Consider the following 23958-nt stretch of genomic DNA (forward strand, 5'->3'; position numbering starts at 1 on the left):
ACCTCAGGGTTGGCTCGGGGGAGTTCCCCATTGGTTGATCACGGCTTTCCCAAGAGACTTTTCCCGTGATCGAAGCGGGGGAGAAAAGACGGGGACTGGTGGTCTGGGGTCTGGTGTTCTCACTGGTCCCGATTTTCTACCTGCACGTGATGTCGGCGGGTCAGCTCAACCCGGTCACGGACGTGATCAGCGACTACGTGTTCGTGGACAACGGCACGGGCTGGCTCGCGGCGACGTCTCTCAGCCTCGCGGCCGTCTCGGCTTTGCTGGCCGTCCACCTGCGCGGTGCAGGCAGGTCAGCGCAGTGGCTGATCGGCGTCTGGTCGGCAGGTCTGACCGTGTCGACGATCTTCCCGACCGATCCGACGGGGGCACCGACGTCCACGTCGGGCTACATCCACCGGTACGCCGGCGCGGTCATGTTCATGGCGTTGCCCGCGGCCGGTGTGCTCATCGCCCGCAAATTTCCGGCCCTGCTCGGTGTCGCAATAACGGCGAGCGTCTCCAGTGCGGCTTTTCTGGTCAGCCACGTTTCCTTCGCCGGGTTCGAGGCACGCGGATTAACGGAACGCGTTTTGTTCGCATCACTTTACGGACTCCTTTTCGCCATCGCGGCACTACAGGTGAGGCGCACCTCATGACCATGCTCGCCATCACGCTCGCCGTGTTCGGTGCCGTGTGCTTCGCCCTGGCGGCCCGCCTGCAGCACGACGCGATCGCCGCGACCGGAGCCCGCGCCAGCGTCCTGCGGCAGCCCCGGTGGCTCGCCGGGCTCGCGTTGCTCGTCGCCGGTGCCGGGGTGCACGCCGCCGCGCTGGGCATGGCGCCGTTGACGGTCGTGCAGCCGATCGGTGTGCTCGCGATCGGCATGACCGCGTTGATGGACCGCCGTTTCCGTGAGCTGCCGGCGATCCTGCTCACGACCGTGGGTGTCGGTGCGTTCGTGTTGCTCGCCTCGGGCAGTGCGACCGCGACCAAGGTCGTGCCGGACATCGAACTCACCGCAGGACTCGTGGCTCTCGGCCTGATCGCGGTGCCGGGCGTGATCGCAGCCCTTACGTCGAATGCACGCGTCCGCGCCGTGGCGTTCGCATCAGCCGGTGGCGTCGCATACGCCTACGTGTCCGTGTTGATGCGCGCGGTCTCCCAGTCCGTGCAGCAAGGCGGTTTCGGGCTCTCGCACCTCGCGTCCGTGCTCGGCATCGCCCTCTCGCTCGCCGTCGGAGGCTGGCTGGTCCAGCACGCCTACGCCGGCGGGCCCCCTCATCTCGCCGTCGCCTGCCTGACCGTGGTGGACCCGCTGGTCGCGGTCGGCCTCGGCGCCTTCCTGCTCGGCGAGGCCGCGCAGCTGTCCCCGTTGACCGCTGTCGCGCTGTTCGCCTGCTCTCTCGCCGCCGTTTGCGGCGTGTTCGCACTTGCTCGTCAACCTCGTGAAAACATCCGAACGGAGCTCCTCGTGAACACCTCCAGCGCGCTTCGCGTCGTCATCGCCGCCGACACGTTCCCGCCGGACGTCAACGGTGCCGCGCGCTTCGCGCAGCGCCTGGCGGCCGGCCTCGCCGAGAACGGCCACGACGTCCACGTGATCGCCCCGGACTCGCCCAGGGCCACGGAGATCCCCGGTGTCACGGTCCACCGGCTGCGGTCGCACCGGCTGCCGTTCTACCCGGACTTCCGCTTCTGCCTGCCGTGGCAGGCCTCTCGCGAGGCCGACGAGCTGGTCAAGTCGCTCAAGCCGGACGTCGTGCACGTGCAGGCGCACTTCGTGGTGGGCCGGTTCGTCCTGAACTCCGCGGTGGCCCAGGGCATCCCGACGCTGGCGACCAACCACTTCATGCCGGAGAACCTGTTCAGCCACGCCCACGTGCCGGCGTTCCTGCAGGGCATGGCCCGCAAGTTCGCCTACCGCGACCTGGCCCGCGTCTTCGGCCGCGCCGACGTGGTGACCGCGCCGACCCCGCGCGCCGTGCAGCTGTTGCACGACAGCGGTTTCCCGACGGCCGCGGTGCCCGTGTCGTGCGGCATCGACATCGCCCGCTACCAGCGTTCCGTGACGCACAACGACCGCCCGACCGCGTTGTTCGTGGGCCGCCTGGACGAGGAGAAGCGCGTCGACGAGTTCCTGCGCGCCCTGGCCCGCGTGCCCGGCGCGTTCGGCGAGATCGTCGGCGACGGCACCTGCAAGGCGGAGTGGGAACTCCTGGCCCGTGACCTGGAGATCACGGACCGCGTGCGCTTCCACGGCTTCGTCTCCGAGGACGACCTGCTCGACGCCTACGCCCGCTGCGACCTGTTCGTCATGCCCGGCGTCGCGGAGCTGCAGAGCCTCGCCACGATGGAGGCGATGGCGGCGGGCAAGCCGGTGATCGCCGCGAACGCCATGGCGCTGCCGCACCTCGTGCACTCCGGCCGCAACGGCTGGCTGTTCGAGCCCGGCGACGTGAACCAGCTGGCGCAGCGCCTGCACACGCTGGTGCACGACGCGCCGATGCGGGCGCGGATGGGCGCGGCCAGCAGCGAGATCATCTCGCACCACGCGCTCGCCACGACGCTGGAGCGCTTCGAGGCGCTCTACGCGCGGGCGATGGGTCAGACGGTGCCGGTCATCGCACTGGCCGCCTGAGAGCCGGCGCTCACCGGCCCGGTCGCGCGACGCGGCCGGGCCGGTGCCAGTGGCGTGCTGCGCCGGAAATCCGCTTTCGAAGCCTGATCCACCTCAGCGGCGTGTCGAGCACCGACACGCCGTGCCTGAGTTTCACGCGGGGACCTTTCGTACTGCATGAGAGTACGAAAGGTCCCCGCGTGCCGCATTGACGATGCTGGGAACAGGCAGCGCGAAATGTTCTCGACGGGCCTGGCCCTCGTCGCAGGGGTGTCAGGCGCCGACCCCGTGCAGGAACGTCTCGACCACGAGCGCGGCGGCGGGACCGGGCTCGAGCGCGGGCATCTCCTGCGCGACCGTGTGCAGCTGGGTCTGCAACGTCCGCAACGACCACCTGGCGGGCAACCCGGCCGCGATGACCCCCGCCTGTTCGGCACGGCGCAGGAACTCGTCCATCCGCGCGTCCAGCTCCTCGCGCCGCTGACCGATCGCCGGGTCGGCCACGGCGCGGATGTCGACGGGCCAGTCGCGGCTGAGCCGGACACCGCCCTCGGCGAACGCCAGCAGCGCGTCGCGGACCGGCCGGTCGTCGGAGGAGGTCGCGTCGATCAACGACTCGAGCTCGTCCAGCCGGGCGCGGTAGACCGCCAGCAGCAGGTCCTCGCGCGAGTCGAAGCGCCGGTAGACGGTCCGCTTGTCCACGCCCGCCGCTTCGGCGACGTCGGCGATCCGCGCGAGGGGGTCGGCCGCGAACACCCGTGCGGCCGCGCGCAGCACCGCCTGGATGTTGCGCGTCGCGTCGGCCCTCATCGGAGCTTCGCCTCGATCCGTTGCGCCACAACCAGTCCGGCCTGGGAGAGCGTGAGCTCGGAGGGGTGCTCGCCGTCTCCGTGGACGAGGAACCGGTACAGCGAGGCGTGGCCCTCCAGCCGTTCGCGCAACGTCGCCGCGACGTCGCAACCGGGCGGGTAGAGCGCCGGCACGGCCTCGTCGACGAGCTGGTCGCGCAGCCGGCGGCGTTCGATGCGGGGCACGTACCAGGGCGTGATCAGCAACAGCGTCAGGCCGAACGCCAGCGCCGTGCCGATCACCGCCTGCCAGCCCCAGCCGCGCGGCCCGATGACCAGCAGCACGTCGGCGACCACGAGGTAGCCGAGGCCGTAGACCACGGCCCACCCGGCGGTCGCGGCGGCGGGAGGCTCGGCGCGTTCCGTGCCCCACACGCCCTCGACGCGGCGCCAGCGCTGCAACGACTTGCCGCCCGTCAGCGCCATCCGGACGCCGAACGCTCCACAAAGGATCGAAGCGGGAATCACCAGCCACGGCTTGGTGTGCAGTTCGAACTGCCACACCGACCAGACCATCCCCGCCACCAGCAGGACCACCGCCGCCTGCTTCCAGCGCCGCCTGATGATCCGCCACGGCCGGAAGTCGGCCATCACCGCGAGCGGCGTGCGGATCGGCGAGGGCAGCGAGCCGAGCACGAGCAACGCCGCGACGACGAACGCGACACCGGCCACCGTGATCGTGCCCGTCGTGATCTCCGCCGTGTCGTCGGGAAGTCTCTCGACGGCTATGGCCACCAACGGGATCACCGGTGACAGCAGCACCAGGCCGTGCAGCATCGTGCCGCTGCGCAGCGCCGCGTAACCGAAGGCGCCGAGCAGGCCGGCCGCGCCGAGCGCCGCACCCGGACCGGCGGCCCACGCGGGCAGCATGCCGAACAACGCCATGACGACCAGCGCGCCGCCGACCGCGAGCCCCAGCAGGCCCAGGAACTGCGCGAGCCTGCCGCCGCGGGTCAGGCCGGTGATCGTCCAGTAGGGGAGCAGGGCGGCACCGCGCAGCACCCGCGTCACGGGCCTGACCGCGGCGAGCCCGGACCGTTCGGAGTCGGCGACGGTGACCGCCACGGCCGCGGCGGTCGCGGCCGTGCGGATCATCTGGTCCGACGCCGCCTCCTGGGTCAGCGGCTCACGGCCGATGCCCGCGCGGTCGAAGGCGTTCAGCGCCGACATGCCCAGCGTGACCGTGTGCTCCTGCGGATACTCAAGGCGCCGCAACAGGTCCGCGTGCTCCTCCAGGAACAGCTCGCCCCGCGAACGCTTGTCCGCGCCGTCACCTCGGTCGGCGATGATCGCGGCCCGCAGCCGGGGGAGCTCCTCGCAGATGATCCGCCAGTGCAGGCCCCACGCGGCGAGCTCGGCGAGCTTCATCGACGACGGCGAGAGCTCGTTCTCGGTCTCGTAGATGCCCGCGAGCTCCTTCTTGGCCTCCTCGGCGCACACGGCCACCTGCACCGGCAGCTCCAGGCCGAACATCGCCGTGACGACCTGGTCGACGACGGCCTGCGCGCGTTCCTCCGCGGTGCGCCGATCATCAGCCGGCCGGCCCAGCAGGTCCATGCGCCGCAGCCGCCGCGGGTCGAACAGCACGCGGCACAGCATCGTGGCGCCGTCCAGCCGGCCCCAGATCCAGTCGTTGACCCGCCACGACCGCTTGAGGAACCCGGAGAACCGCGACAGCGAGGCGCCGCCGGCCTTGTCCTCGGCCGTGAGCGACTGCTTCGCGAACGCGTTGCGCGTCTGCAGCGACACCTGCACCAGTTCGACCGGGGTGTCCATGCCGGTCGAGGCGTCGTCGGACAGGCACGTGCCGGCGATCTCCAGCGCCAGCAGGCGACTCAGCCACCGCTCGCCGTCGCCGAGCCCCGCCTCGGACGCCGCCGCCGGTGCGTCGAGCAGCGCGCGCCAGCAGACCAGTCCACCGAGCTTCAGCCGGTGCTCGTCGAGCGAGGTGATCACCTGCTGCACCGCACCGACGACCCGGCCGATCTCGGCGACCTGCGCCCTGACCTCCAGACCGAGGTGCCCGTCGACCATGTGCTCGTGGTAGCTCGCGAGTCGCCCAGTCCAGTAGGTCTCGCCGACCGAGTCCGACGGTTTCCAGTCGAACAGCTCCTCCCGCAGCCTGCGCAGTTCCGCGCGGACGCGGTGGAGTTCACGGCGGGCCGTGGTGACCTCAGCGGCCTGTGCCTCGGGCACCACCCACACGAGCCGCTTGAGCAGGTCGAGCGCCGACGCCCCGAGGCGTTCGGCCATCGTGATGCCCCACTCCCAGCCCGCGTCCTCGCGGCACACGACGCCCGGCAGCCGCACGCCCGGCACGTAGGGCAGGACGCCGTGCAGCTCCTTCCACTTGCGCTGCGCGGTCTCCGCGGCCCGGCGCGCCCGTTCGAACGACCAGTTCGCCGGATTCCCGCCGGGCAGCGCGAACTGCTGCGCCGTCACCTGCCGTGCCGCGAGCCGGATCTCGACGTCCTCGTAGTGGCCGAAGAGCTTGTCCGCCAGCGAGTACACCTCGCCGACGACGTCCTCGCCGCCCGCGTGCAGCCGTTCCAGCAACGCCATCCGGCCGCCCCTGCTGCCGGCGGCGCGCCGGTTGTGCTCCTCGATCTTCTCGACGTAGGTCCGGCCGGCCTGGCTGGACATCGCGCCCAGCAGCTTGCCGCCGGACCCGACCGTCGTCAGTCCCTTGTCGAACGTGTCGGCCACCGGCTCGGAACCCAGCGGTTCGGCGTGCGGGAAGACCAGCAGCATCACCCGCCGCACCGGCCCGTCCGCCGGCATCCGGTCGATGGCCTCGAGGGCCTCCTTCGTCGGCGTGTTCACGAGGACACCGCCGTCGACCGCGAACCTGCTGCGGTCGCCGCCGTTCGCCCAGCTGGCGACGTCCGCCATGTCCGGGCGGTCCGGTGTGGCCTGGCCGCCGACCGGGATGAAGCTCGGCTCGAACGCGAACGGGAAGCTGGCACTCGACCGCGCTGCCAGCGCGAGCTGCAGCACGCGGTCGTTCAGCGTCGCGGCCGCGAAGTCGTCCCTGGTCTCCTCGCTGACCCAGTTGTAGGGGTCGCGGCGGAACGAGAACGAACCCTGGTGCACCGACTGCGTCAGCGGCTGGCCCAGGTCGTCGTAGGTCACCTCCGGGACGCCGCCGAGCAGCGTGGTGGTGATGCGCAGGTCGATCGGGCGCTCGTCGGGCTCGGTCGGCTCGAAGTCCGCGGTGAGCCTGGCCAGCGCCTCCTGCAGCCGGGGCAGGAAGAACTCGTCGCCCTTGAGCAGCGAGCCCGGCTGGCCGCGGAACGGCGTGCGCAGCAGTTGCTCCATCCGCCCCTGCTCGGCCCAGAGGTCGCGCAGCCTCGTCAGGTCGGCCTGCTTGTTGACCTGCGACAACGCCAGCGCGGCGCCGTTGATGCCGCCTGCGGACGTGCCCGCGATGACGTCCGCTCGCGCCGTGCAGCCGACCAGGTCCAGCAGCGGCTGGTACACCGATCCCTGCCTGGTCAGGCGGTCGAGCTCCAGCACGACGCCGCCCATCCAGACGGCGAGGCTCACACCGCCGTTGAGCACGACGGCGAACCGGACCTCTTCCCGCGACATGGGTTGTTCGGACATGCCACGTCACCCCCTCCGGCGAAGATCTTCCCCTGCGGGTGACTCGCTCGCCGGAGGTTCGGGGTTACCGGCCGGACTGGCCCCTCAGACCTGTCCTCCGCCGGCGGGGTCGGACTTCAGGAACGGCCCGACCCGCTTGCGGGCGACCAGCACGCAGACCGCGAACGTGATCACCGCGCCGGCGACCGCCTGCGGCACGGTGTAGGCACGCCCGTCGAACGCGGACCCGGTCGGCGGCAGGATGATCGCGATGATCGCCGACGTCACCATGGCGAACATCCGGAACTTCGGCCCGACCACGGCGGTGGCCAGCGGGATCGCCGCCCACAGCACGTACCAGGGCTGCAGCACCGGCCCGAGCACCAGGATCGCGCCCAGAGCCGCGCCCAGGCCGTTCATCGCCTTGATCCGGCCCTTGAAGCTGCGCCACAGCAGCCCGACCGTGATCACCACGGACACGGCCTGCCCGAGCAGCCGGGTCAGCGAGATCATCGCCTCGGTGTGGTTGCCGAGGCCCAGCAGGATGCCGGTGCCGGCGCCGAGGAAGCCCAGCGCGGTCGGCGGCGACATCCACGACTTCACGGTCGACGCGACGTTCAGCGTCTCGACCCAGCCGAAGCCGAACCCGGTGCCGAGGCAGATCACCACCACCCCGGCCGCCGCTATGACGGCCATGATCCCGGCCACGGCGGCCAGGTGCTTGAGCTGCCCGCCGAGCTTGCGCGCCACCATCACGCCGAGGAACCCGAGCGCGGCCATCGCGGGGATCTTCACCATCGCCCCGCACACGATGACCCCGGCGCCCAGTGTGATCCAGGTCCACTTCAACGGTTCCAGCCCGCGCATCGCGAGCTCCAGGCCGACCAGCATCAGGCCGAGCGCCAGGCCGTCGTTGTGCACGCCGATGACGATGTGGAACAGCACCAGGGGGTTCAGCGCGCCCAGCCACAACGCGCCGACCGGCGGCACCCCGAACCGGGCCGCGAGCCGGGGCAGCGCCCACACGATCATCCCCAGGCCGACCAGCACGAGCAGCCGGTGCACGAACACACCGGACACCACGTGGTCGCCGGTCAGCATCGCGGTCAACCGGCCGAACGCGAGGAACAACGGCCCGTACGGCGCCGGCGTCTCCCGCCAGATGTTCGGCACACCGCGCGTCAGCACGTGGTCGACGCCCAGCGCGTTCGCGGGCCCCAGCTCGTACGGGTCGAGCCCGCGCGCCGCGATCTCGCTCTGCGCCAGGTACGAGTACACGTCGCGGGAGAACATCGGCACGCAGAAGACGAGCGGCACGGTCCACATCAGCAGCGTGCGGTCCATCTGACCGCGCGAGATCAGCCTCGGCCGGCCGGGCTTCACGAACCGGCCCAGCGCCAGCCAGGCCGACACGATCATGAAGATGCCGGTCCAGACGACCCCCATCGCGACACTGGGCATCCTCGAGAAGAGCCCGAGCACGGGCACGCCGTAGAGCGGCGAGTAGATCGGTGCGGCCCCGCCGCCCAGCGATCCCACGGTCAGCAGCAACGCACCGATGGTGCCCCAGCGACGGACGATGTCCAGCTGGCGACGCTCCCGACCGTTCAAGAGGTCGCTCTCCGGAGTGATAGCTCCGCCGTTCGTGGACATGGGAGCAGCGTATCCAGCCACGTTCAGCCGTGAGTCAGGTCACCCTGTGACCGCGATCTTTGCGACCTCCGGCGAAATACGCAACACTGGTGTTGTGAAAAACGCCGAGACCTACCTTGACGCCGTGCCGCAGCACGACGGCAAGACTCGGCGTGCTGTCGCCAGGCTCCTGCTGGAGCAGGGCCCGGTCACCGCGGCGAGCATCGCCGAGGAGCTGGGCATCAGTCCCACGGCCGTGCGTCGTCACATCGACGCGCTGCTCGCGGACGGAGAGGCGACGACGAGGGACGCACCCCGGCAGACCCAACGTGGCCGTGGCCGTCCCGCGAAGTTCTTCCTGCTGACTGACGCCGGACGAGCCCGGTTCGGCCACGCCTACGACGACCTCGCGGTCGCCGCCCTCAGGTTCCTCGCCCAGACTGGCGGGGAAGAGGCAGTGCGCGCCTTCGCGCAAAGTCGTGTCGACGCACTCGTGGACGGTCACCGTTCGACGATCGTGGCCCAGGTCACGCCCGCCGAACGGGCCAAGGCCCTCGCGACCGCGTTGACCAGGGAGGGTTACGCTGCGGCGGCGCGAAACGTGGGTACGGGCGAGCAGTTGTGCCAGCACCACTGCCCGGTCGCCCACGTCGCCGCCGAGTTCCCCCAGCTGTGCGAGACCGAGACGGAGACGTTCGCGAATCTCCTCGGTACCCACGTGCAGCGCCTCGCGACGATCGCACGCGGCCACGCCGTGTGCACGACGCACATCCCGAACGTTCCACGGATCCCAGATGATGGAGGGGAGCCCGCATGACTACCGCTGCCGAGCAGCGCACGCCCACCACGGTGCAGTCTCCGCTCACGCAGGAAGAGACGATTGCGTCTCTCGGCAACTACGAGTTCGGCTGGGCCGACTCGGACACTGCCGGCGCGAGCGCACGCCGAGGCCTCAGCGAGGATGTCGTCCGCGACATCTCGGCGAAGAAGAGCGAGCCCGAGTGGATGCTCGAGTACCGGTTGAAGGCGCTGAAGCTCTTCGACCTCAAGCCGATGCCGAGCTGGGGCGCTGACCTCTCTGGGATCGACTTCGACTCGATCAAGTACTTCGTGCGTTCTACCGAGAAGCAGGCCACCTCCTGGGAGGACCTGCCCGAGGAGATCAAGAACACCTACGACCGCCTGGGCATCCCGGAGGCCGAGAAGCAGCGCCTCGTCGCCGGTGTCGCCGCCCAGTACGAGTCCGAGGTCGTCTACCACCAGATCCGCGAGGACCTGGAGCAGCAGGGCGTCCTCTTCCTCGACACGGACACCGCTCTGAAGGAACAGCCGGAACTCTTCCGGGAGTACTTCGGCTCCGTCATCCCCGCGGGTGACAACAAGTTCTCGGCGCTGAACGCCGCGACGTGGTCCGGTGGCTCGTTCATCTACGTGCCGAAGGGCGTGCACGTGGACATCCCGCTGCAGGCCTACTTCCGGATCAACACCGAGAACATGGGTCAGTTCGAGCGCACGCTGATCATCGTCGACGAGGGTGCCTACGTGCACTACGTCGAGGGGTGCACCGCGCCGATCTACTCCTCGGACTCGCTGCACTCGGCCGTGGTCGAGATCATCGTGAAGAAGGGCGGCCGCTGCCGCTACACGACGATCCAGAACTGGTCGAACAACGTCTACAACCTGGTCACCAAGCGCGCCAAGGCCGAAGAGGGCGCGACCATGGAGTGGGTCGACGGCAACATCGGCTCCAAGGTGACCATGAAGTACCCGGCCGTCTGGCTGATGGGCGAGCACGCCAAGGGCGAGGTCCTCTCGATCGCGTTCGCGGGCGAGGGCCAGCACCAGGACGCCGGCGCCAAGATGGTCCACATGGCACCGCACACCTCTTCGACGATCATCTCGAAGTCGGTGGCGCGTGGCGGTGGCCGCACGTCGTACCGCGGCCTGGTCCAGGTCAACAAGCGGGCGCACCACTCGAAGTCCACGGTGAAGTGCGACGCGCTGCTGGTCGACACCATCAGCCGGTCGGACACCTACCCGTACGTCGACGTCCGCGAGGACGACGTGCAGATGGGGCACGAGGCCACGGTCTCGAAGGTCTCCGAGGACCAGCTGTTCTACCTGATGTCGCGCGGCCTGGGCGAGGACGAGGCCATGGCGATGATCGTGCGCGGGTTCGTCGAGCCCATCGCGCGCGAGCTCCCCATGGAGTACGCCCTCGAGCTGAACCGCCTGATCGAACTGCAGATGGAAGGGGCCGTCGGCTGACATGGCCGCCCTGTCTACGAAACCCCACTCCCACGGAGCCGTCGTTCCGGTCACCTCTCGCGCGGAGCACTTCACGTCCTACGACGTGAACGCGTTCGAGGTGCCGGGCGGCCGTGAGGAGATCTGGCGCTTCACGCCTCTCAAGCGTCTTGCCGGTCTGCACTCCGGCGCTGCGGCAACGGGTACCGCTGCCGTCGAGGTGAGCGCCGCCTCCGGCGTCACCGTCGAGACCGTGGGTCGTGACGACTCACGGCTCGGCACCGCCGGCGTCCCCGGTGACCGCGTCGCGGCGCAGGCGTACTCGTCCTTCGAGAACGCCACGATCGTGACGCTGCCCGGTGACGTGAAGTCCGAGCCGACCACCGTCACGGTGACCGGCGCCGGTGTGGACGCCGTCGCCTACGGCCACATCCAGGTCAAGGCCTCGCAGTTCGCCGAGGGCACCGTGATCCTGGACTTCCGCGGCTCCGGCGCGTACGCGGACAACGTCGAGTTCCTCGTCGCGGACGGCGCTCACCTCACGGTGATCACCATCCACGACTGGGCCGACGACGCCGTGCACGTCTCGCAGCACCACGTGAAGCTCGGTCGCGACGCGACCATCAAGCACACCGTGGTCACGCTCGGCGGCAACGTCGTGCGCGTGACGCCGGTCGTGCAGTACGCGGGCCGCGGCGGAGACGCCGAGCTGTTCGGTCTGTACTTCGCGGACGCGGGCCAGCACCAGGAGCACCGGCCGTTCATCGACCACGCGCAGGCCAAGTGCCGCAGCAACGTCGTCTACAAGGGCGCGTTGCAGGGCGAAGGCGCGCACGCGGTGTGGATCGGTGACGTGCTCATCCGTGTCGCTGCCGAGGGCACCGAGACGTTCGAGCTGAACCGGAACCTGATCCTCACCGACGGTGCGCGTGCCGACTCGGTGCCGAACCTGGAGATCGAGACCGGCGAGATCGAGGGTGCGGGCCACGCCAGCGCCACCGGCCGGTTCGACGACGAGCAGCTCTTCTACCTGCAGGCGCGCGGCATCCCGGAGGACCAGGCACGGCGTCTCGTCGTGCGAGGCTTCTTCCAGGAGCTGATCGCGAAGATCGCCGTTCCCGAGGTGCGCGAGCGTCTCGAAGCGGCCATCGAGGCAGAGCTCGAGGCGGTCGGCACGTGATCAAGGTGTGTGCACTGTCCTCACTGGACGACCGCAAGCCGTTCGCCGCCGACGTCGATGGAACTGATGTCGTGTTGGTGCGCGACGGCGAGCGGGTGCACGCACTCGCTGATCTGTGCTCGCACGCCGCGGTGTCGCTGAGCGAGGGCGAGGTCTCCCGCAAGGGGATCGAGTGCTGGTTGCACGGGTCGTGCTTCGACCTGGAGACCGGCGCGCCCTCGTCGCCACCCGCAAGCGAACCGGTCGACGTCTACGCCGTCGACATCCGTGACGGTGACGTCTTCGTCGACGTCACCGTCACCACGAACTGACTGACTTCTAGCTACACCACCAGGAGAACGGCAAGTCATGGCCACCCTTGAGATCAAGGACCTGCACGTCTCGGTCGTCAGCGAGGACGCTCCCAAGGAGATCCTCAAGGGCGTCGACCTGACGATCAAGGCCGGCGAGACGCACGCCATCATGGGCCCCAACGGCTCCGGCAAGTCCACGCTGTCCTACGCGATCGCCGGGCACCCGAAGTACACGATCACCTCGGGCACCGTCACGCTCGACGGTGAGGACGTCCTCGAGATGTCCGTCGACGAGCGCGCCCGCGCGGGCCTCTTCCTCGCCATGCAGTACCCGGTCGAGGTCCCCGGCGTCTCGATGTCGAACTTCCTGCGCACCGCCGCCACCGCCGTGCGCGGCGAGGCCCCGAACCTCCGCCACTGGGTGAAGGAGGTCAAGGGTGCGATGGCAGACCTCGACATCGACCCGGCGTTCGCCGAGCGTTCGGTGAACGAGGGCTTCTCCGGTGGTGAGAAGAAGCGCCACGAGATCCTGCAGCTGGGCCTGCTCCAGCCGAAGATCGCGATCCTCGACGAGACCGACTCCGGTCTGGACGTCGACGCCCTGCGCGTCGTGTCCGAGGGCGTCAACCGCTACAAGGCCTCCGGTGAGGTCGGCGTCATGCTGATCACGCACTACACCCGGATCCTCAAGTACATCCAGCCGGACTTCGTGCACGTCTTCGCGAACGGCCGGATCGTCGAGTCCGGTGGCCGTGAGCTGGCCGACGTGCTCGAGTCCGAGGGTTACGTGAAGTACACCGGCAAGACGGAAGCCGCAGCCATTTCCTAGCGTTACCAGGTGTTGAGAGGAGGCGCTGTGACCACCACCGCAGCACCATTGGACGTGGCCGCCCTGAGGGCGGACTTCCCGATCCTGTCTCGCACCGTTCGTGACGGGAAGCGCCTGGTCTACCTGGACTCCGGCGCCACCTCGCAACGCCCGACGCAGGTTCTGGACGCTGAAAAAGCTTTTCTGCAGCAGCACAACGCCGCTGTGCACAGGGGTGCCCACCAGCTGGCCGAGGAAGCGACCGACGCGTACGAGGGTGCGCGTCAGCGCATCGCGGACTTCGTCGGCGCCGACTTCGGCGAGCTGGTGTTCACCAAGAACGCCACCGAGGGCTTCAACCTCGTGGCGTACGCGATGGGCAACGCCGCGACCTCGGGTCCCGAGGCCGCGCGCTTCGTCGTGGGTCCCGGCGACGAGATCGTCGTGACCGAGATGGAGCACCACGCGAACCTCGTTCCGTGGCAGCAGCTCGCCTCGCGGACCGGTGCGACGCTCAAGTGGTTCACGCTGACCCAGGACGGTCGTCTCGACCTGTCCGATGTGGACAGCGTGATCACGCCGCGCACCAAGGTCGTCGCGTTCACCCACCAGTCGAACGTGACCGGCGTGATCAACCCGGTCGACGTGCTCGTCGCGGCGTCGCGCAAGGTCGGCGCGCTGACGGTGCTGGACGCGTGCCAGTCCGTGCCGCACAGCCCGGTCGACTTCCGCGCGCTGGGCGTCGACTTCGCGTCGTTCTCCGGCCACAAGATGCTCGGCCCGTCCGGTATCGGTGTCCTCTACGGACGCCGTGAGCTGCTGGAGGCGTTGCCCCCCTTCATCACCGGCGGCTCGATGATCGAGCTGGTGAAGATGGAGGGCTCGTCGTTCGCCCCGCCGCCGCAGCGCTTCGAGGCCGGTTCGCCCATGACTTCCCAGGCCGTCGGTCTGGGTGCGGCGGTGGACTACCTCAGCGTCGTCGGCATGGAGCGGGTCAACGCCCACGAGCACGCGCTGACCGTTGCCGCGCTCGAGGGTCTCTCGGCCGTCAAGGGTGTTCGCCTGATCGGCCCGCAGGACACGGTCGCCAGGGGCGGCGCCGTGCCGTTCGAGATCGAGGGCGTCCACCCGCACGACGCCGGCCAGGTGCTGGACAGCCTGGGCATCGCCGTGCGCGTCGGCCACCACTGCGCGTGGCCGCTGCACCGCTGCCTGAACGCCCAGTCGTCGGTGCGCGCGTCGTTCTACCTGTACAACACGCTGGACGAGGTCGACGCTCTGGTCGACGGCGTCCGCGAGGCGCAGAAGTTCTTCGGGGTGGCCTGATGCAGCTCCAGCAGATGTACCAGGAGATCATCCTGGACCACTACAAGAACCCGCACGGCCGAGGCCTGCGCGACCCGTTCGACGCGGAGTCGTTCCAGGTCAACCCGACCTGCGGCGACGAGGTGACGCTCCGGGTGCACCTCGTCGACGACGTGGTGAAGGACGTCTCCTACGACGGCCAGGGCTGCTCGATCAGCCAGGCCTCGACGTCGGTGTTGACCGACCTCGTCGTGGGTAAGCCCGTGGGCGAGGCGTTCGAGAAGCTGGACGCGTTCGTCGAGCTGATGCAGGGCCGCGGCAAGGTGGAGCCGGACGAGGACGTCCTCGAGGACGGCATCGCCTTCGCCGGAGTCGCGAAGTACCCGGCGCGCGTGAAGTGCGCGCTGCTGGGCTGGATGGCCTTCAAAGACGCAGTAGCACGAAGCCAGGGAGCAGCATGAGCACCGAAGAAGTCGTCCGGGGAGCCGAAGGCATGCCGGTCTTCGAGCCCACAGCTGACGTCGCCGCGCTCGACGACCTCGAAGAGGCGATGCGCGACGTCGTGGACCCGGAGCTCGGCATCAACGTCGTCGACCTCGGGCTCGTCTACGACATCCACGTCGACGAGAAGAACGTCGCCACCATCGACATGACGCTCACGTCGGCGGCCTGCCCGCTGACCGACGTCATCGAGGACCAGACCCGCGCGGCCCTCACCGGCGGCGGCAGCGGCGGTCTCGTGGCGGACTTCCGCATCAACTGGGTGTGGATGCCGCCGTGGGGCCCGGAGAAGATCACCGACGACGGCCGCGAGCAGCTGCGCGCGCTGGGCTTCACCGTCTGATCTCGGTTCGTTCGAACGGCGCGCGTCCTGCGGGGTGCGCGCCGTTTGCTTCGTCCAGGCGATTACGCCGAAAGCTCTAGTGACGGCCCTGGGCACACCTGGAATGGTTGGTGGTGCCAGTCGGCCTGGGGGGCTTCCGGTTCACGCCTTCATTTCTGAAGGCTTATTCTCGCGTGCCCTCCGTGTCGTCACAACACCTGGGGGAGACGCAACGTGCAGGTAGGGACCCGTGTCGCTGTCTATTTGACGACCATTCTCGCGTTTGTCGGGGTATTGACCGCACCCGCGAACGCGGACACCGAGAAACCGCCTCCTGGAATCAGCGCAGAAGCGTGGCGGACCCGGCCCGCCTTCCCAGTCTTCGCCGCCTCGGCCGATCCTTACGTGTGCTTCACCGGGCACATCCAGGACTACGGGTGGCAAGCCGTGGACTGCAGCAACGACGGCGACTGGGCCATGGCGGGGACCGAGGGCCTGTCCCTGCGCCTCGAAGCCGTCCTGATCGTGGCCGGCAACACCGGTGGTCACACCTGCGCCGAGGCGCACGGCCAGGACTACGGGTGGCAGGGCCTGCGCTGCGAGTACGACGCCCGGGAATTCGCGATCGGTACCACCGGCCAGTTCCGCCGCATGGAGGCGTTCAGGTTCGGCCACACCACCCGGTGGAGCTGCAACAACGCGCACGGCCAGAACTACAGGTGGCAGAAGGAGGACTGCGTCGGTCCCGGCCAGACCAGGATGGCAGGCACCACCAACCAGCAGCTCCGCCTCGAAGCCGCGACAGCCACCATCCTGTGATGCGTTGATCATGACGCGGAGGGGCCGCCCGAAAGGGTGGTTCCTCCGCCGGGATCCAGCATCTGGAACACCGCGCCGAAGTCAGTTAAATGCGTTGCGAGTGTTCGCGACGGTCGCATAGCTTGATCCCATCACGAACAACAGAGATCAACCGGAGGAAGACATGCTTGCCAAGGCTCAGCTCGCGGGATGGCGAATTCTCGCCCTCATCGCCGGCGGTCTGCTGGCGGTGGCGTGGGGCTCCACGCCATGACCTGATCCCCAGGTCATGACCTCGGAGCCGCCCACGGGAAACCTGGGCGGTTTTCTTTTTGTCCGGCCAATGCCGATGAGCTTTGGAAGCGGAACGGATTCCAAACCCGTTTCCCGAGGGTTCGACTCCTTCCATCGGTGCTGCTCGAAAACAATGCGGCTGTGGTGAACTCGGCGGACACGTCGGTCTTCCAAACCGAAGCAGAGGGTTCGATGCCCTCCGGCCGCTCGTCACAAGTGGATCTAGCCCAACTGGTAGAGGCACATGGTCGAGGGCCATGACAGTCGGGGTTCGACTCCCCGGATCCGCACGCCCCGGTAGCCCAACGGAAGAGGCAACGCGCTCAGAACGCGTCCAGTGCAGGTTCGAATCCTGCCTGGGGCACGACACAACCGAATCGGGGGACGCGCCGGCGCGCAGGTGATCCTTGCAAGATCGCCCTGGAGGGTTCGACACCCTCGTCTTCCACTCCGTCCCGTAGCTCAGCCCGGTGAGAGCGTCCGCCTGATACGCGGTAGGTCCCAGGTTCAACTCCTGGCGGGACGACCACCGTACAAAGGAACTGTGGATCACAGCAGCAGAGCGCTCTCCGGAGCAGGCGCCCTCTTCTTCGACGAAGCAGGGCGCCTCCTGCTCGTGGAGCCCACCTACAAGCCGTACTGGGAGATCCCGGGCGGGGTGATCGAGCACGGCGAGACGCCGAGCGAGGCCTGCCGCCGCGAGATCGAGGAGGAACTGGGTCTCGTCAGGGAACTCGGCCGCCTGCTCGTGGCCGACTGGGCGCCGCGCGACGGTGAGGACCGCGTCCTGTTCGTCTTCGAGGGCGGGCTGCTCACCGCTGGCGACCACATCCAGCTTCAGGCGGAAGAGCTCAGGTCGTACGAGTTCGTGACGCCGTCCCAGGCGGGGAAGCGCCTGATCCCCAGACTCGCCCGCAGGGTCGCGGAAGCGTTACGAGCGAGGGAATCAGGCGAAACCCGTTACCTGGAGCACGGCGTCAGCAGGTCACCTCAGGCGTAGACCCGTTCGACGAACGCCGCCAGCTGGTCCTCCGGCAGGTGCCTCGCGAGGTCCGCCTCGGACACCATGCCGACCAGCCGGTGGTCCTCGATCACCGGCAGCCGCCGGATCTGGTGCTCGCCCATGGTCTCGAGCACGTGTTCCAGCGGGTCGTCCGCGTCGACCCAGTGGACGTGGCCGCCGAACTCGCCGGCGCGGGTCGTCGCGAGGTCGAGTCCTTCTGCCACGGCCCTGATCACGATGTCGCGGTCGGTGATGATCCCGTGCAGCCGGTCGTCCTTGCCGCAGATCGGCAGGGAACCGACGTCGAGGTCCCGCATCATGCGGGCGGCCTCGACGAGGCTCGCGTCCTCGGCCACGCACCGCACTCCGGGGTGCATGATGTCGCGCGCTGTCGTCACAACCTCCTCCTTCCGGCCTTTCGCCCAGCATCCGCCCGCCCGAAGCACCCCGCAGGCTGGTCCACTGAACGGCCCAACGCGCTGCGGTGCGAATGCCGCAGAGTGCTACTCTCTGTGTTCCTAGGGTTACGCAGTCGCCATCTCCGGGGGCCACGTGCCGGCGTTGACCTACCTCCACCGCCTGGACCACCCCTTCGGCGTGCACTACGCGTGCGCCGCCTCCTGGGGTGCCTGCTACGCAACGAGGTTCGACCTCGCCGTGGTGCTCGTGGTGCTCGCGAACTTCGTCGCGATCATCTCCGGCAAGCCGCTCAACGCCTACGCCGGCGCCCGCGACGACGTCCACGCCACCGACGAACGCCGGCGGGCGGTCCAGGAGATCGGCGCGCGGAGGGTCCTCGCGCTGGCGGCCTTCGAGATGATCTTCGCGCTCGCCCTGGCCGCCGCCGTGTCGTGGAAGGCCGCGATCGGTGTCGGGCTGGTCCTGGCGCTGCACCTGGCGTACAACCTCGAACCGATCAGGCTGGAGCGGCGCGGATATGCCGGTCCGGTGGCGCTGGCGATCGCCACCGGGCTGCTGCCGAGCGTGACCGCCTACGCGGCGGCCGGGGGACGGGCCGACCCGGCGGTGTGGCTGTTGTTCTCCGGGGTCGCCGCCCTCGCCACGGGCCAGTCGCTCTGGTGGGCCGTGCCCGGCCGGGGCGGCGACACCCGCACCGGGTCACGCGCAGTGCTGCACGCCTTCAGCGAGACCACCCAGTTGACCGTCGGCGGGCTGCTGCTGGTCGGTGGCGGACTGTGGTTCCGGTTCGGCCCGCTCTGGGCGGCCGTCGGTGTCGTCGCGTGCTCGGCGTTCCTGCTCGCGCGGGACCTGCCGACCGCCGGGCAGCGGTTGCGCTACGGCATGTCGGCGGCCGTCGCGTCGACGATCGTGCTGGCCTCGATCCCTTTGCTCGCCCAGGCGGTGTCCGACAACTCCGCCGGGCGATAGTGGCGGCCGAGGGATCCGCGGACTGCGCCGCCGCAACGCCCGGATACGCCCGGTATGAGGCCGTCGCGGCGACACCGTCCGCGGATCGCTCGCCCGCGCCTCTCACCGAACGAAACCGTCAGACACCGCCTAGAACTCAGACCGGAGATGTCTGCGCCACCAGGAATCCCACCACGTCGTCCAGCCTGCCGCGCCGCGCGAACGCCCGGCGCTGCCGCACCGCCCCGGTGCCGTCGAGCAGCAACCGGTCGATCGCGGTGGTCACCATCTCGTGGTCACCGGAGAACTCCAGCGCCGGCCTGATCCACCGCAGCAGTGACGCGACGATCGACGACGCGGGTGTGGGCGCGCCCGTCGCCGGGTCGATGCCGAAGCCCTCCAGGCCGTCGCGCGCGGCCCGCCACATCGCGACCTTCAGCAGGTGCGGTGGCAGTTTCACCGGCGCGGCACCGGAACTCAGTGCGGTGGCGGCGATCCCGCGCACCAGAGCGGCCATCAGCACCGCCTCCTCGACCGTCGGCGCGACGTCGGAGACCCGCAGTTCCAGCGTGGGGTGGCGGGCGGAGAGCCGGATGTCCCAGTAGAGCATCCCGGCGTCCATCGCCGCGCCGCTCGCGACGATCTCCTCCCGTGCCGAGTAGTACTCGGCCGCGGAGTCGAAGTGCGGCGGCGCACCCGAAGTGGGCCAACGGTTCCAGACCACGTACCGCCAGCTCGCGTACCCCGTGTCGCCGTAGAGCCAGTACGGCGAGTTCGCGCCCAGCGCCAGCAACGTGGGCAGCCACGGCCGCAGGTGGTTGCTCACGAAGATCTTCGACTCGTCGTCGGGCAGACCGACGTGCACGTGGCAGCCGCAGATCGCGAGGTCGTTGGTGAGCGCGCCCATCTCCTGCGCCATCCGGTGGTAGCGCGGAGAGTTCGTCAGCGGCGTCGGCATCGTGAGGCCCAGCACCGGTGTCCCGGTCGCGGCGAGCTTCGCGTCGTGGTGCGCGGCCCGTTCGATCAACGCCCGGCGCGCCACGGCCAGTTGCTCGCGCAGCACGGCCATGTCCGTGCAGATGCCGCTGGCCGATTCCACCTGGTATTGCGCGATTTCCGGCTGCAGGTCCACCTCGAACTGGTCGGCCCCGGTGAGCACTTCCTTGGCACGGTTGGCCAAATGCCCCGTGGAGGCTTCGACGAGAACGAATTCTTCTTCCACGCCAACGGTGAGGAGGCCGTCCATGCTTCTGCGTTGCGCGGGTACCGCTTGAGTTCTGCTGCCGACCTGCACGCGAACCTCCTGTGCACTGAGTAGCACTCTCGATGCTATGAGTGATCAGCGCGCCGCACAGGAGGCGTTTGGTTGTACTTGTTAACTCACCGCGCGCTGCACGACACCACGCAGCACGTCGCGTCGTTCGGTACCCGGCCGGCCCATGACCCAGCTGGACCCGGCGAGCGACTTCGCGTGCTCCTTCACTGGTGCCAGCAACCGCGACACCTCGCGATACGACCCCACTGATCCCGGGGCACAGATAAGGGTCGCAAGAGAGAGGGTGACGTGTCGTCCCTCTGCCGTGTACGGCTTGTCGAGCAAACGAGCACTCAGCGGCACCGTCTCGTCGAGTCCCGCGAGGAGGAGGAAGTCGTCACCGCCGACGTGCCCGACCTGCGTGCCGGGGAACGCGTGCGCGAGGTCCGCCAGGTCGTGCCCGATCTCGCGGATCAGGTCGTCGCCCGCCGCGAACCCGACCGTGTCGTTGACCAGCTTGAAGCTGTCGACGTCCAGCCAGGAGATAGCGAAGATCTCGCCGAGCTCGATGCGCCTGTCCACTTCCCTCGCGACCGCGTCGCTGCCGGGAAGGCGCGTCAACGGGCTCAGTGCGGCCGCCTGCTCCACCTTGAGTTCGGCGACACCGCGCACGACGTCGGCCACGCGCACGACACCCATGCACCGCTCGTTGTGGTCCACGACGATGAGGTCGTCGTTCGTGCGTTCACGGTTCGCACCCGTCACCAGGTCCAGAAGATCGAGCGCCGACGCCTCGGTGCCGATGACGTGTGGCTTGTCCGCGAGCCGTGCGGCTTCTCGCTTGGCGTGCAGGGCGTGCCCGTACGGACCGGTCACCGCGAGCAGGAACCGGTTGCGGTCCACCGACCACTTCGGGCGGCCCTCGTCGTCCACGAGAACGACACCCGTGACCGAAGGCTGCGAGGCCAGGACCTCGCGCACCTCCTCGCTCGTGGCGTTCTCGGGCAGCACCGTGGCGGGGTGCAGGAAGGCCGTGATCCGCGGACCCGTGGTGGTGCGCCGGATCTCGCCGGTCTCCGTGACCGCCTCGGGCGCGATGCGCGCGTTCACCGCCGGCCTGCGCTGCGGGGGCGCGAGGAACTTGCCCTGCGCGTACCCCACTCCCAGCTTGCGCAGGTAGGTCAGCTCCGCCTCGGTCTCCACGCCCTCGGCCACCACCTGGCCACCGGTGTACTCGCCGAGGTGCACCAGCGACTTCACCAGCGCACCCCGCGCGGCGTCGTCGGGCAGCGAGCGGACGATCTCGCGGTCGAGCTTGAGGTAGTCCGGCGAGGCACTGGTCAGCAGGCCGAGCGGTACGTCCCCCTCGCCCACGCAGTCGAGCGCGATGCGGAAACCGTTGTTCCGCAGCGTCTGCATGCCACGGGCCAGCCGGCCGCGGTTCGCCCGCGAGTACGGCTCGCCGATCTCGATGACCACGCCGTCCGGCGACCGGCCCACGTCCCGGAGAGCGCCGTAGAGGGGGCTCATGACCTCGGGCTTGTCCGCGATCGTGATCGCGAGCAGGTTCACGTGCAGGGGCAGCATCAGGTCGAAGTCGGCCGCGGACCGGACGGCGCGGCAGGCCAGTCCGACGTCGGCGTTGGCCAGCAGGCCCGCCCGGAAGGCGGCCTGGAGCAGATCCTGCACGCTGCCGTCGTGCGGCCGGGCCAGAGCCTCGATCGCGACGACGCCCCCGGTGTTCAGGTTGAACAGCGGCTGGAAGGCGAACCTGACGTCATCCAGCAATGCGGGCACGTTCCGATCGTGCCGGTGCGAACGACTGGCTCCAAGCGGGTTCACCAGCTGTTCACGAGCTCGGCGGCCATTTGCCACACCAGCGGTGCGTTCGGTGACATGGCCCTCACGCTGGGAGTTCAGCGGAGAAGTTTCCACCTGAGGTGGCCTGGAGCCGTGCGGAACAACGCGAGCATGGCGGCTGCTGTTGTCTTGAGGTCATCACGGCTGGACAGGTAGGCGCGCTGCAACTCCTGGTCGAGCTGGAAGAACACCTCGAAGAAGTCCAGCGTCTCGTCCGGGCTGAAGCGGAGGAGCGCTTCGAGACCCCTCATGCGCATGGCGTGCACGATGCGCGCCTTCCTCGGCCAGATGACGTGCTGGGGATCCTCGTTCGCCTTGATCGCCGCGGCCACCTGCGGAGCGAGCTGCAGTGAGGTGGCGACGCTGTAGCCGGTGGCGGGGTGAATGAACCCGGCCGCGGCGCCGAAAGCGTTGCCCGCGGCCCTCGGTGCGTCGAGGGGAAAACGCACGAGCTCCTCTTCTTCGCCTGGGGCGAGACGAGCGTGCAGGCGTTCGCGGAGCTCCTGCAACGGCATGCCGGGCCTGCGCGCCAGGCAGGTCTCCTCCACCAGCAGCCGGTTTCCACCCAACGGGACCGTGTAGAGGAACGTGTCGCCGTCGCCGCGCCAGTCCATCAACGTGGTCTCGGTGCTGTCCGACTCGATGACCGTGCCTACTGCTGTTTGCTCGGCACGGCCCTTGCGCGCACCTGTCGCATTGAACGTGTAGCGCGCTGCCTCTGGCCGTTGAAGTACTTCGACCGTGTCGGGCAGTTCATGGAGCTTGGCGTTGTCCAACACGACGTAAGTGCGTTGGATCAGGTGTTCCTCGCGCGCGTACGCGCGAACAGTGGTGCTCACGGACTTGGTCGGGGTATTGGGTGGGAGCTCGTCCGCCCACGCGCCGTACGTCGCCGTCCAGGGACGGTGCGGACGACGGTCGACTATCGCTGTGTGCAGGCCTTCATTCGCGCACGCCCGTGCGAGCGCACGGCCCGCCGGACCTCCGCCGATCACCACCACGTCGAACGTCATGAGGTCCATGATTGACCTTGTGGCCAAGACCTACCGCCAGCACCTCGTGCGCCGAGTCGGCAACGTCGTCATCAGTCGCGCCGTTTCGCTCGGCATCGCACCCTCCTACTACGTGCTGCTGACCATCCGTGGCCGGCGCAGTGGTGCAGAGCGGACGATCCCCATTCGCCTGATGTCGCATGACGGCCAGGAGTGGCTCGTCGCGCCGTACGGCGTCCGCGACTGGGTGCACAACGCACGGGCAGCCGGTTCGGCGGTCCTGCGAAGGGGACGCAGGTCACGTCAAGTCGATTTGACCGAGGTTTCCGCGGCCGTCGCGGCGCCCGTGCTGGCCGCTTATGTGCGCAAAGAGCCCGTGACTAGGCCTTTCTTCGACGCCCGTGTCGGCGACCCCGTCTCGGCGTTCGAGGCGGAGGCCGACCGCCATCCGGTCTTCGCGGTGACGAACGCGCAGGTCAGCGGCGGTGCAGAGGCTTAGGTGACCCCCCGATTTGGAGATCGAAAGTGCCCCGTGTAATCTTCTCCAAGTCAGAGCGACACGGGCCGGGAAACAAGCCGGAACGGGCCTGACAAAAAAGCCGGAAAACAAAGCCTCCTAGAGGCCGATTTGACACCGGCGAGCAAGACCAAATAAGCTTCAGCAACACAAGCCCCGGAAGTAAGTCAGCGAAAAGCTGATGTGACTGCGGTGTGCGCGTGTTCTTTGAGAACTCAACAGCGTGCCGAAACACAGCCAGTAATATATGAATTACCTCCTCGTCGAGGTAGTTCCTTTGAGGCAAGACTAGATTGATGCCAGACATATTCCGTCTGGAGCGATCAAACACAATCCTTATTGGAGAGTTTGATCCTGGCTCAGGACGAACGCTGGCGGCGTGCTTAACACATGCAAGTCGAGCGGTAAGGCCCTTCGGGGTACACGAGCGGCGAACGGGTGAGTAACACGTGGGTAACCTGCCCTGTACTCTGGGATAAGCCTTGGAAACGAGGTCTAATACCGGATATGACACCGAACTGCATGGTTTGGTGTGGAAAGTTCCGGCG

Annotated in this window: 21 protein-coding genes, 4 tRNA genes and 1 rRNA gene; 19 read left to right on the forward strand and 7 right to left on the reverse strand. The window is 68.7% G+C overall.

Annotated features, from left to right (window positions below; translation table 11 throughout):
* Window positions 1-65 precede the first annotated feature (65 nt).
* Window positions 66-641 (forward strand): DUF998 domain-containing protein, encoded by a 576-nt coding sequence (locus tag LX88_RS35935; RefSeq protein ID WP_258952219.1) that lies wholly within the window; start codon window positions 66-68, stop codon window positions 639-641.
* The gene (locus tag LX88_RS35940) at window positions 638-2623 is read left to right on the forward strand and encodes a glycosyltransferase (protein ID WP_258952220.1); all 1986 of its coding nucleotides are present in this window, start codon (window positions 638-640) and stop codon (window positions 2621-2623) included. Before LX88_RS35935 ends, LX88_RS35940 begins: the two co-directional genes overlap by 4 nt.
* A 252-nt stretch (window positions 2624-2875) precedes the next feature.
* Here the strand turns inward: LX88_RS35940 and LX88_RS35945 are convergent, their stop codons facing one another.
* The 3 genes from LX88_RS35945 to mptB form a co-directional block, all read right to left on the reverse strand.
* Entirely contained in the window at window positions 2876-3412 is a 537-nt protein-coding gene (locus LX88_RS35945; RefSeq protein WP_258952221.1) for a TetR/AcrR family transcriptional regulator, read from the reverse strand.
* Complete coding sequence (locus tag LX88_RS35950; protein WP_258952222.1) at window positions 3409-7056, reverse strand: patatin-like protein; 3648 nt, start codon at window positions 7054-7056, stop codon at window positions 3409-3411. The genes LX88_RS35945 and LX88_RS35950 overlap by 4 nt, the downstream gene beginning before the upstream one ends.
* An 84-nt stretch (window positions 7057-7140) precedes the next feature.
* Window positions 7141-8688, reverse strand: a complete 1548-nt coding sequence (gene mptB / locus LX88_RS35955) for a polyprenol phosphomannose-dependent alpha 1,6 mannosyltransferase MptB (RefSeq protein WP_258952223.1) — start codon at window positions 8686-8688, stop codon at window positions 7141-7143.
* Here mptB and LX88_RS35960 point away from each other — a divergent pair.
* From LX88_RS35960 to LX88_RS36025, 14 genes are all read left to right on the forward strand, one after another.
* Window positions 8687-9484: a helix-turn-helix transcriptional regulator gene (locus tag LX88_RS35960; protein ID WP_307791730.1), complete on the forward strand. Its 798-nt coding sequence runs from the start codon at window positions 8687-8689 to the stop codon at window positions 9482-9484. The genes mptB and LX88_RS35960 overlap by 2 nt on opposite strands.
* Window positions 9481-10935 carry a Fe-S cluster assembly protein SufB gene (sufB, locus tag LX88_RS35965; RefSeq protein WP_258952225.1) on the forward strand — a complete coding sequence of 485 codons (1455 nt, stop codon included), beginning with the start codon at window positions 9481-9483 and terminating at the stop codon, window positions 10933-10935. The genes LX88_RS35960 and sufB overlap by 4 nt, the downstream gene beginning before the upstream one ends.
* Window position 10936: 1 nt before the next feature.
* A complete protein-coding gene (sufD, locus tag LX88_RS35970; RefSeq protein WP_258952226.1) occupies window positions 10937-12094 on the forward strand; it encodes a Fe-S cluster assembly protein SufD in 1158 nt (385 codons plus the stop codon).
* Window positions 12091-12405 (forward strand): non-heme iron oxygenase ferredoxin subunit, encoded by a 315-nt coding sequence (locus LX88_RS35975; protein WP_258952227.1) that lies wholly within the window; start codon window positions 12091-12093, stop codon window positions 12403-12405. Before sufD ends, LX88_RS35975 begins: the two co-directional genes overlap by 4 nt.
* A gap of 37 nt (window positions 12406-12442) precedes the next feature.
* Window positions 12443-13216 carry a Fe-S cluster assembly ATPase SufC gene (gene sufC, locus LX88_RS35980; protein ID WP_258952228.1) on the forward strand — a complete coding sequence of 258 codons (774 nt, stop codon included), beginning with the start codon at window positions 12443-12445 and terminating at the stop codon, window positions 13214-13216.
* 27 nt (window positions 13217-13243) lie between these two features.
* A complete protein-coding gene (locus LX88_RS35985) occupies window positions 13244-14521 on the forward strand; it encodes a cysteine desulfurase (protein ID WP_258952229.1) in 1278 nt (425 codons plus the stop codon).
* The gene (gene sufU, locus LX88_RS35990; RefSeq protein ID WP_258952230.1) at window positions 14521-14961 is read left to right on the forward strand and encodes a Fe-S cluster assembly sulfur transfer protein SufU; all 441 of its coding nucleotides are present in this window, start codon (window positions 14521-14523) and stop codon (window positions 14959-14961) included. The genes LX88_RS35985 and sufU overlap by 1 nt, the downstream gene beginning before the upstream one ends.
* Window positions 14958-15344, forward strand: a complete 387-nt coding sequence (locus LX88_RS35995) for a metal-sulfur cluster assembly factor (protein ID WP_258952231.1) — start codon at window positions 14958-14960, stop codon at window positions 15342-15344. The genes sufU and LX88_RS35995 overlap by 4 nt, the downstream gene beginning before the upstream one ends.
* Window positions 15345-15617: 273 nt before the next feature.
* Window positions 15618-16142 (forward strand): hypothetical protein, encoded by a 525-nt coding sequence (locus tag LX88_RS36000; RefSeq protein WP_258952232.1) that lies wholly within the window; start codon window positions 15618-15620, stop codon window positions 16140-16142.
* 408 nt (window positions 16143-16550) lie between these two features.
* Window positions 16551-16623 (forward strand) — tRNA-Gly (locus LX88_RS36005).
* Between the two features lie 8 nt (window positions 16624-16631).
* Window positions 16632-16705 (forward strand) — tRNA-Leu (locus LX88_RS36010).
* Window position 16706: 1 nt separating this feature from the next.
* Window positions 16707-16779 (forward strand) — tRNA-Leu (locus LX88_RS36015).
* Window positions 16780-16866: 87 nt separating this feature from the next.
* Window positions 16867-16944 (forward strand) — tRNA-Ile (locus LX88_RS36020).
* A gap of 15 nt (window positions 16945-16959) precedes the next feature.
* Window positions 16960-17415: an NUDIX domain-containing protein gene (locus tag LX88_RS36025; protein WP_258952233.1), complete on the forward strand. Its 456-nt coding sequence runs from the start codon at window positions 16960-16962 to the stop codon at window positions 17413-17415.
* Here the strand turns inward: LX88_RS36025 and LX88_RS36030 are convergent.
* Window positions 17406-17816 carry a CBS domain-containing protein gene (locus tag LX88_RS36030; RefSeq protein ID WP_258952234.1) on the reverse strand — a complete coding sequence of 137 codons (411 nt, stop codon included), beginning with the start codon at window positions 17814-17816 and terminating at the stop codon, window positions 17406-17408. The two genes, LX88_RS36025 and LX88_RS36030, sit on opposite strands and share 10 nt — an antisense overlap.
* Window positions 17817-17979: 163 nt before the next feature.
* Here LX88_RS36030 and LX88_RS36035 point away from each other — a divergent pair, with 163 nt between their 5' ends.
* Complete coding sequence (locus LX88_RS36035) at window positions 17980-18807, forward strand: UbiA family prenyltransferase (RefSeq protein ID WP_258952235.1); 828 nt, start codon at window positions 17980-17982, stop codon at window positions 18805-18807.
* Window positions 18808-18943: 136 nt separating this feature from the next.
* Here the strand turns inward: LX88_RS36035 and LX88_RS36040 are convergent, their stop codons facing one another.
* The 3 genes from LX88_RS36040 to LX88_RS36050 all read right to left on the reverse strand — a co-directional run bounded on the left by LX88_RS36040 (window position 18944) and on the right by LX88_RS36050 (window position 22914).
* A complete protein-coding gene (locus tag LX88_RS36040; RefSeq protein WP_258952236.1) occupies window positions 18944-20032 on the reverse strand; it encodes a carboxylate-amine ligase in 1089 nt (362 codons plus the stop codon).
* A 129-nt stretch (window positions 20033-20161) separates the two neighbouring features.
* On the reverse strand, window positions 20162-21838 hold the full coding sequence (locus LX88_RS36045; protein ID WP_258952237.1) for a GGDEF domain-containing protein: 1677 nt from the start codon (window positions 21836-21838) through the stop codon (window positions 20162-20164).
* 119 nt (window positions 21839-21957) lie between these two features.
* Window positions 21958-22914: a lycopene cyclase family protein gene (locus tag LX88_RS36050; protein ID WP_258952238.1), complete on the reverse strand. Its 957-nt coding sequence runs from the start codon at window positions 22912-22914 to the stop codon at window positions 21958-21960.
* Between the two features lie 7 nt (window positions 22915-22921).
* Here LX88_RS36050 and LX88_RS36055 point away from each other — a divergent pair, with 7 nt between their 5' ends.
* Window positions 22922-23392 (forward strand): nitroreductase family deazaflavin-dependent oxidoreductase, encoded by a 471-nt coding sequence (locus LX88_RS36055; protein ID WP_258952239.1) that lies wholly within the window; start codon window positions 22922-22924, stop codon window positions 23390-23392.
* Between the two features lie 354 nt (window positions 23393-23746).
* Window positions 23747-23958 (forward strand): 16S ribosomal RNA (locus LX88_RS36060); the annotation flags it as partial.

Origin of the sequence: Lentzea californiensis (assembly GCF_024648825.1) — a bacterium.
Lineage (GTDB): Bacteria > Actinomycetota > Actinomycetes > Mycobacteriales > Pseudonocardiaceae > Lentzea > Lentzea californiensis.

Excerpts from the sequence above, each read along its gene's own strand:
- LX88_RS35940 (WP_258952220.1), top strand. The coding sequence starts at position 638 with ATGACCATGCTCGCCATCACGCTCGCCGTGTTCGGTGCCGTGTGCTTC.
- LX88_RS35945 (WP_258952221.1), bottom strand. The coding sequence starts at position 3,412 with ATGAGGGCCGACGCGACGCGCAACATCCAGGCGGTGCTGCGCGCGGCC.
- LX88_RS35950 (WP_258952222.1), bottom strand. The coding sequence starts at position 7,056 with ATGTCCGAACAACCCATGTCGCGGGAAGAGGTCCGGTTCGCCGTCGTG.
- LX88_RS35960 (WP_307791730.1), top strand. The coding sequence starts at position 8,687 with ATGGGAGCAGCGTATCCAGCCACGTTCAGCCGTGAGTCAGGTCACCCT.
- mptB (WP_258952223.1), bottom strand. The coding sequence starts at position 8,688 with ATGTCCACGAACGGCGGAGCTATCACTCCGGAGAGCGACCTCTTGAAC.
- sufB (WP_258952225.1), top strand. The coding sequence starts at position 9,481 with ATGACTACCGCTGCCGAGCAGCGCACGCCCACCACGGTGCAGTCTCCG.
- sufD (WP_258952226.1), top strand. The coding sequence starts at position 10,937 with ATGGCCGCCCTGTCTACGAAACCCCACTCCCACGGAGCCGTCGTTCCG.
- sufC (WP_258952228.1), top strand. The coding sequence starts at position 12,443 with ATGGCCACCCTTGAGATCAAGGACCTGCACGTCTCGGTCGTCAGCGAG.
- sufU (WP_258952230.1), top strand. The coding sequence starts at position 14,521 with ATGCAGCTCCAGCAGATGTACCAGGAGATCATCCTGGACCACTACAAG.
- LX88_RS35995 (WP_258952231.1), top strand. The coding sequence starts at position 14,958 with ATGAGCACCGAAGAAGTCGTCCGGGGAGCCGAAGGCATGCCGGTCTTC.
- LX88_RS36040 (WP_258952236.1), bottom strand. The coding sequence starts at position 20,032 with ATGGACGGCCTCCTCACCGTTGGCGTGGAAGAAGAATTCGTTCTCGTC.
- LX88_RS36050 (WP_258952238.1), bottom strand. The coding sequence starts at position 22,914 with ATGACGTTCGACGTGGTGGTGATCGGCGGAGGTCCGGCGGGCCGTGCG.
- LX88_RS36055 (WP_258952239.1), top strand. The coding sequence starts at position 22,922 with ATGATTGACCTTGTGGCCAAGACCTACCGCCAGCACCTCGTGCGCCGA.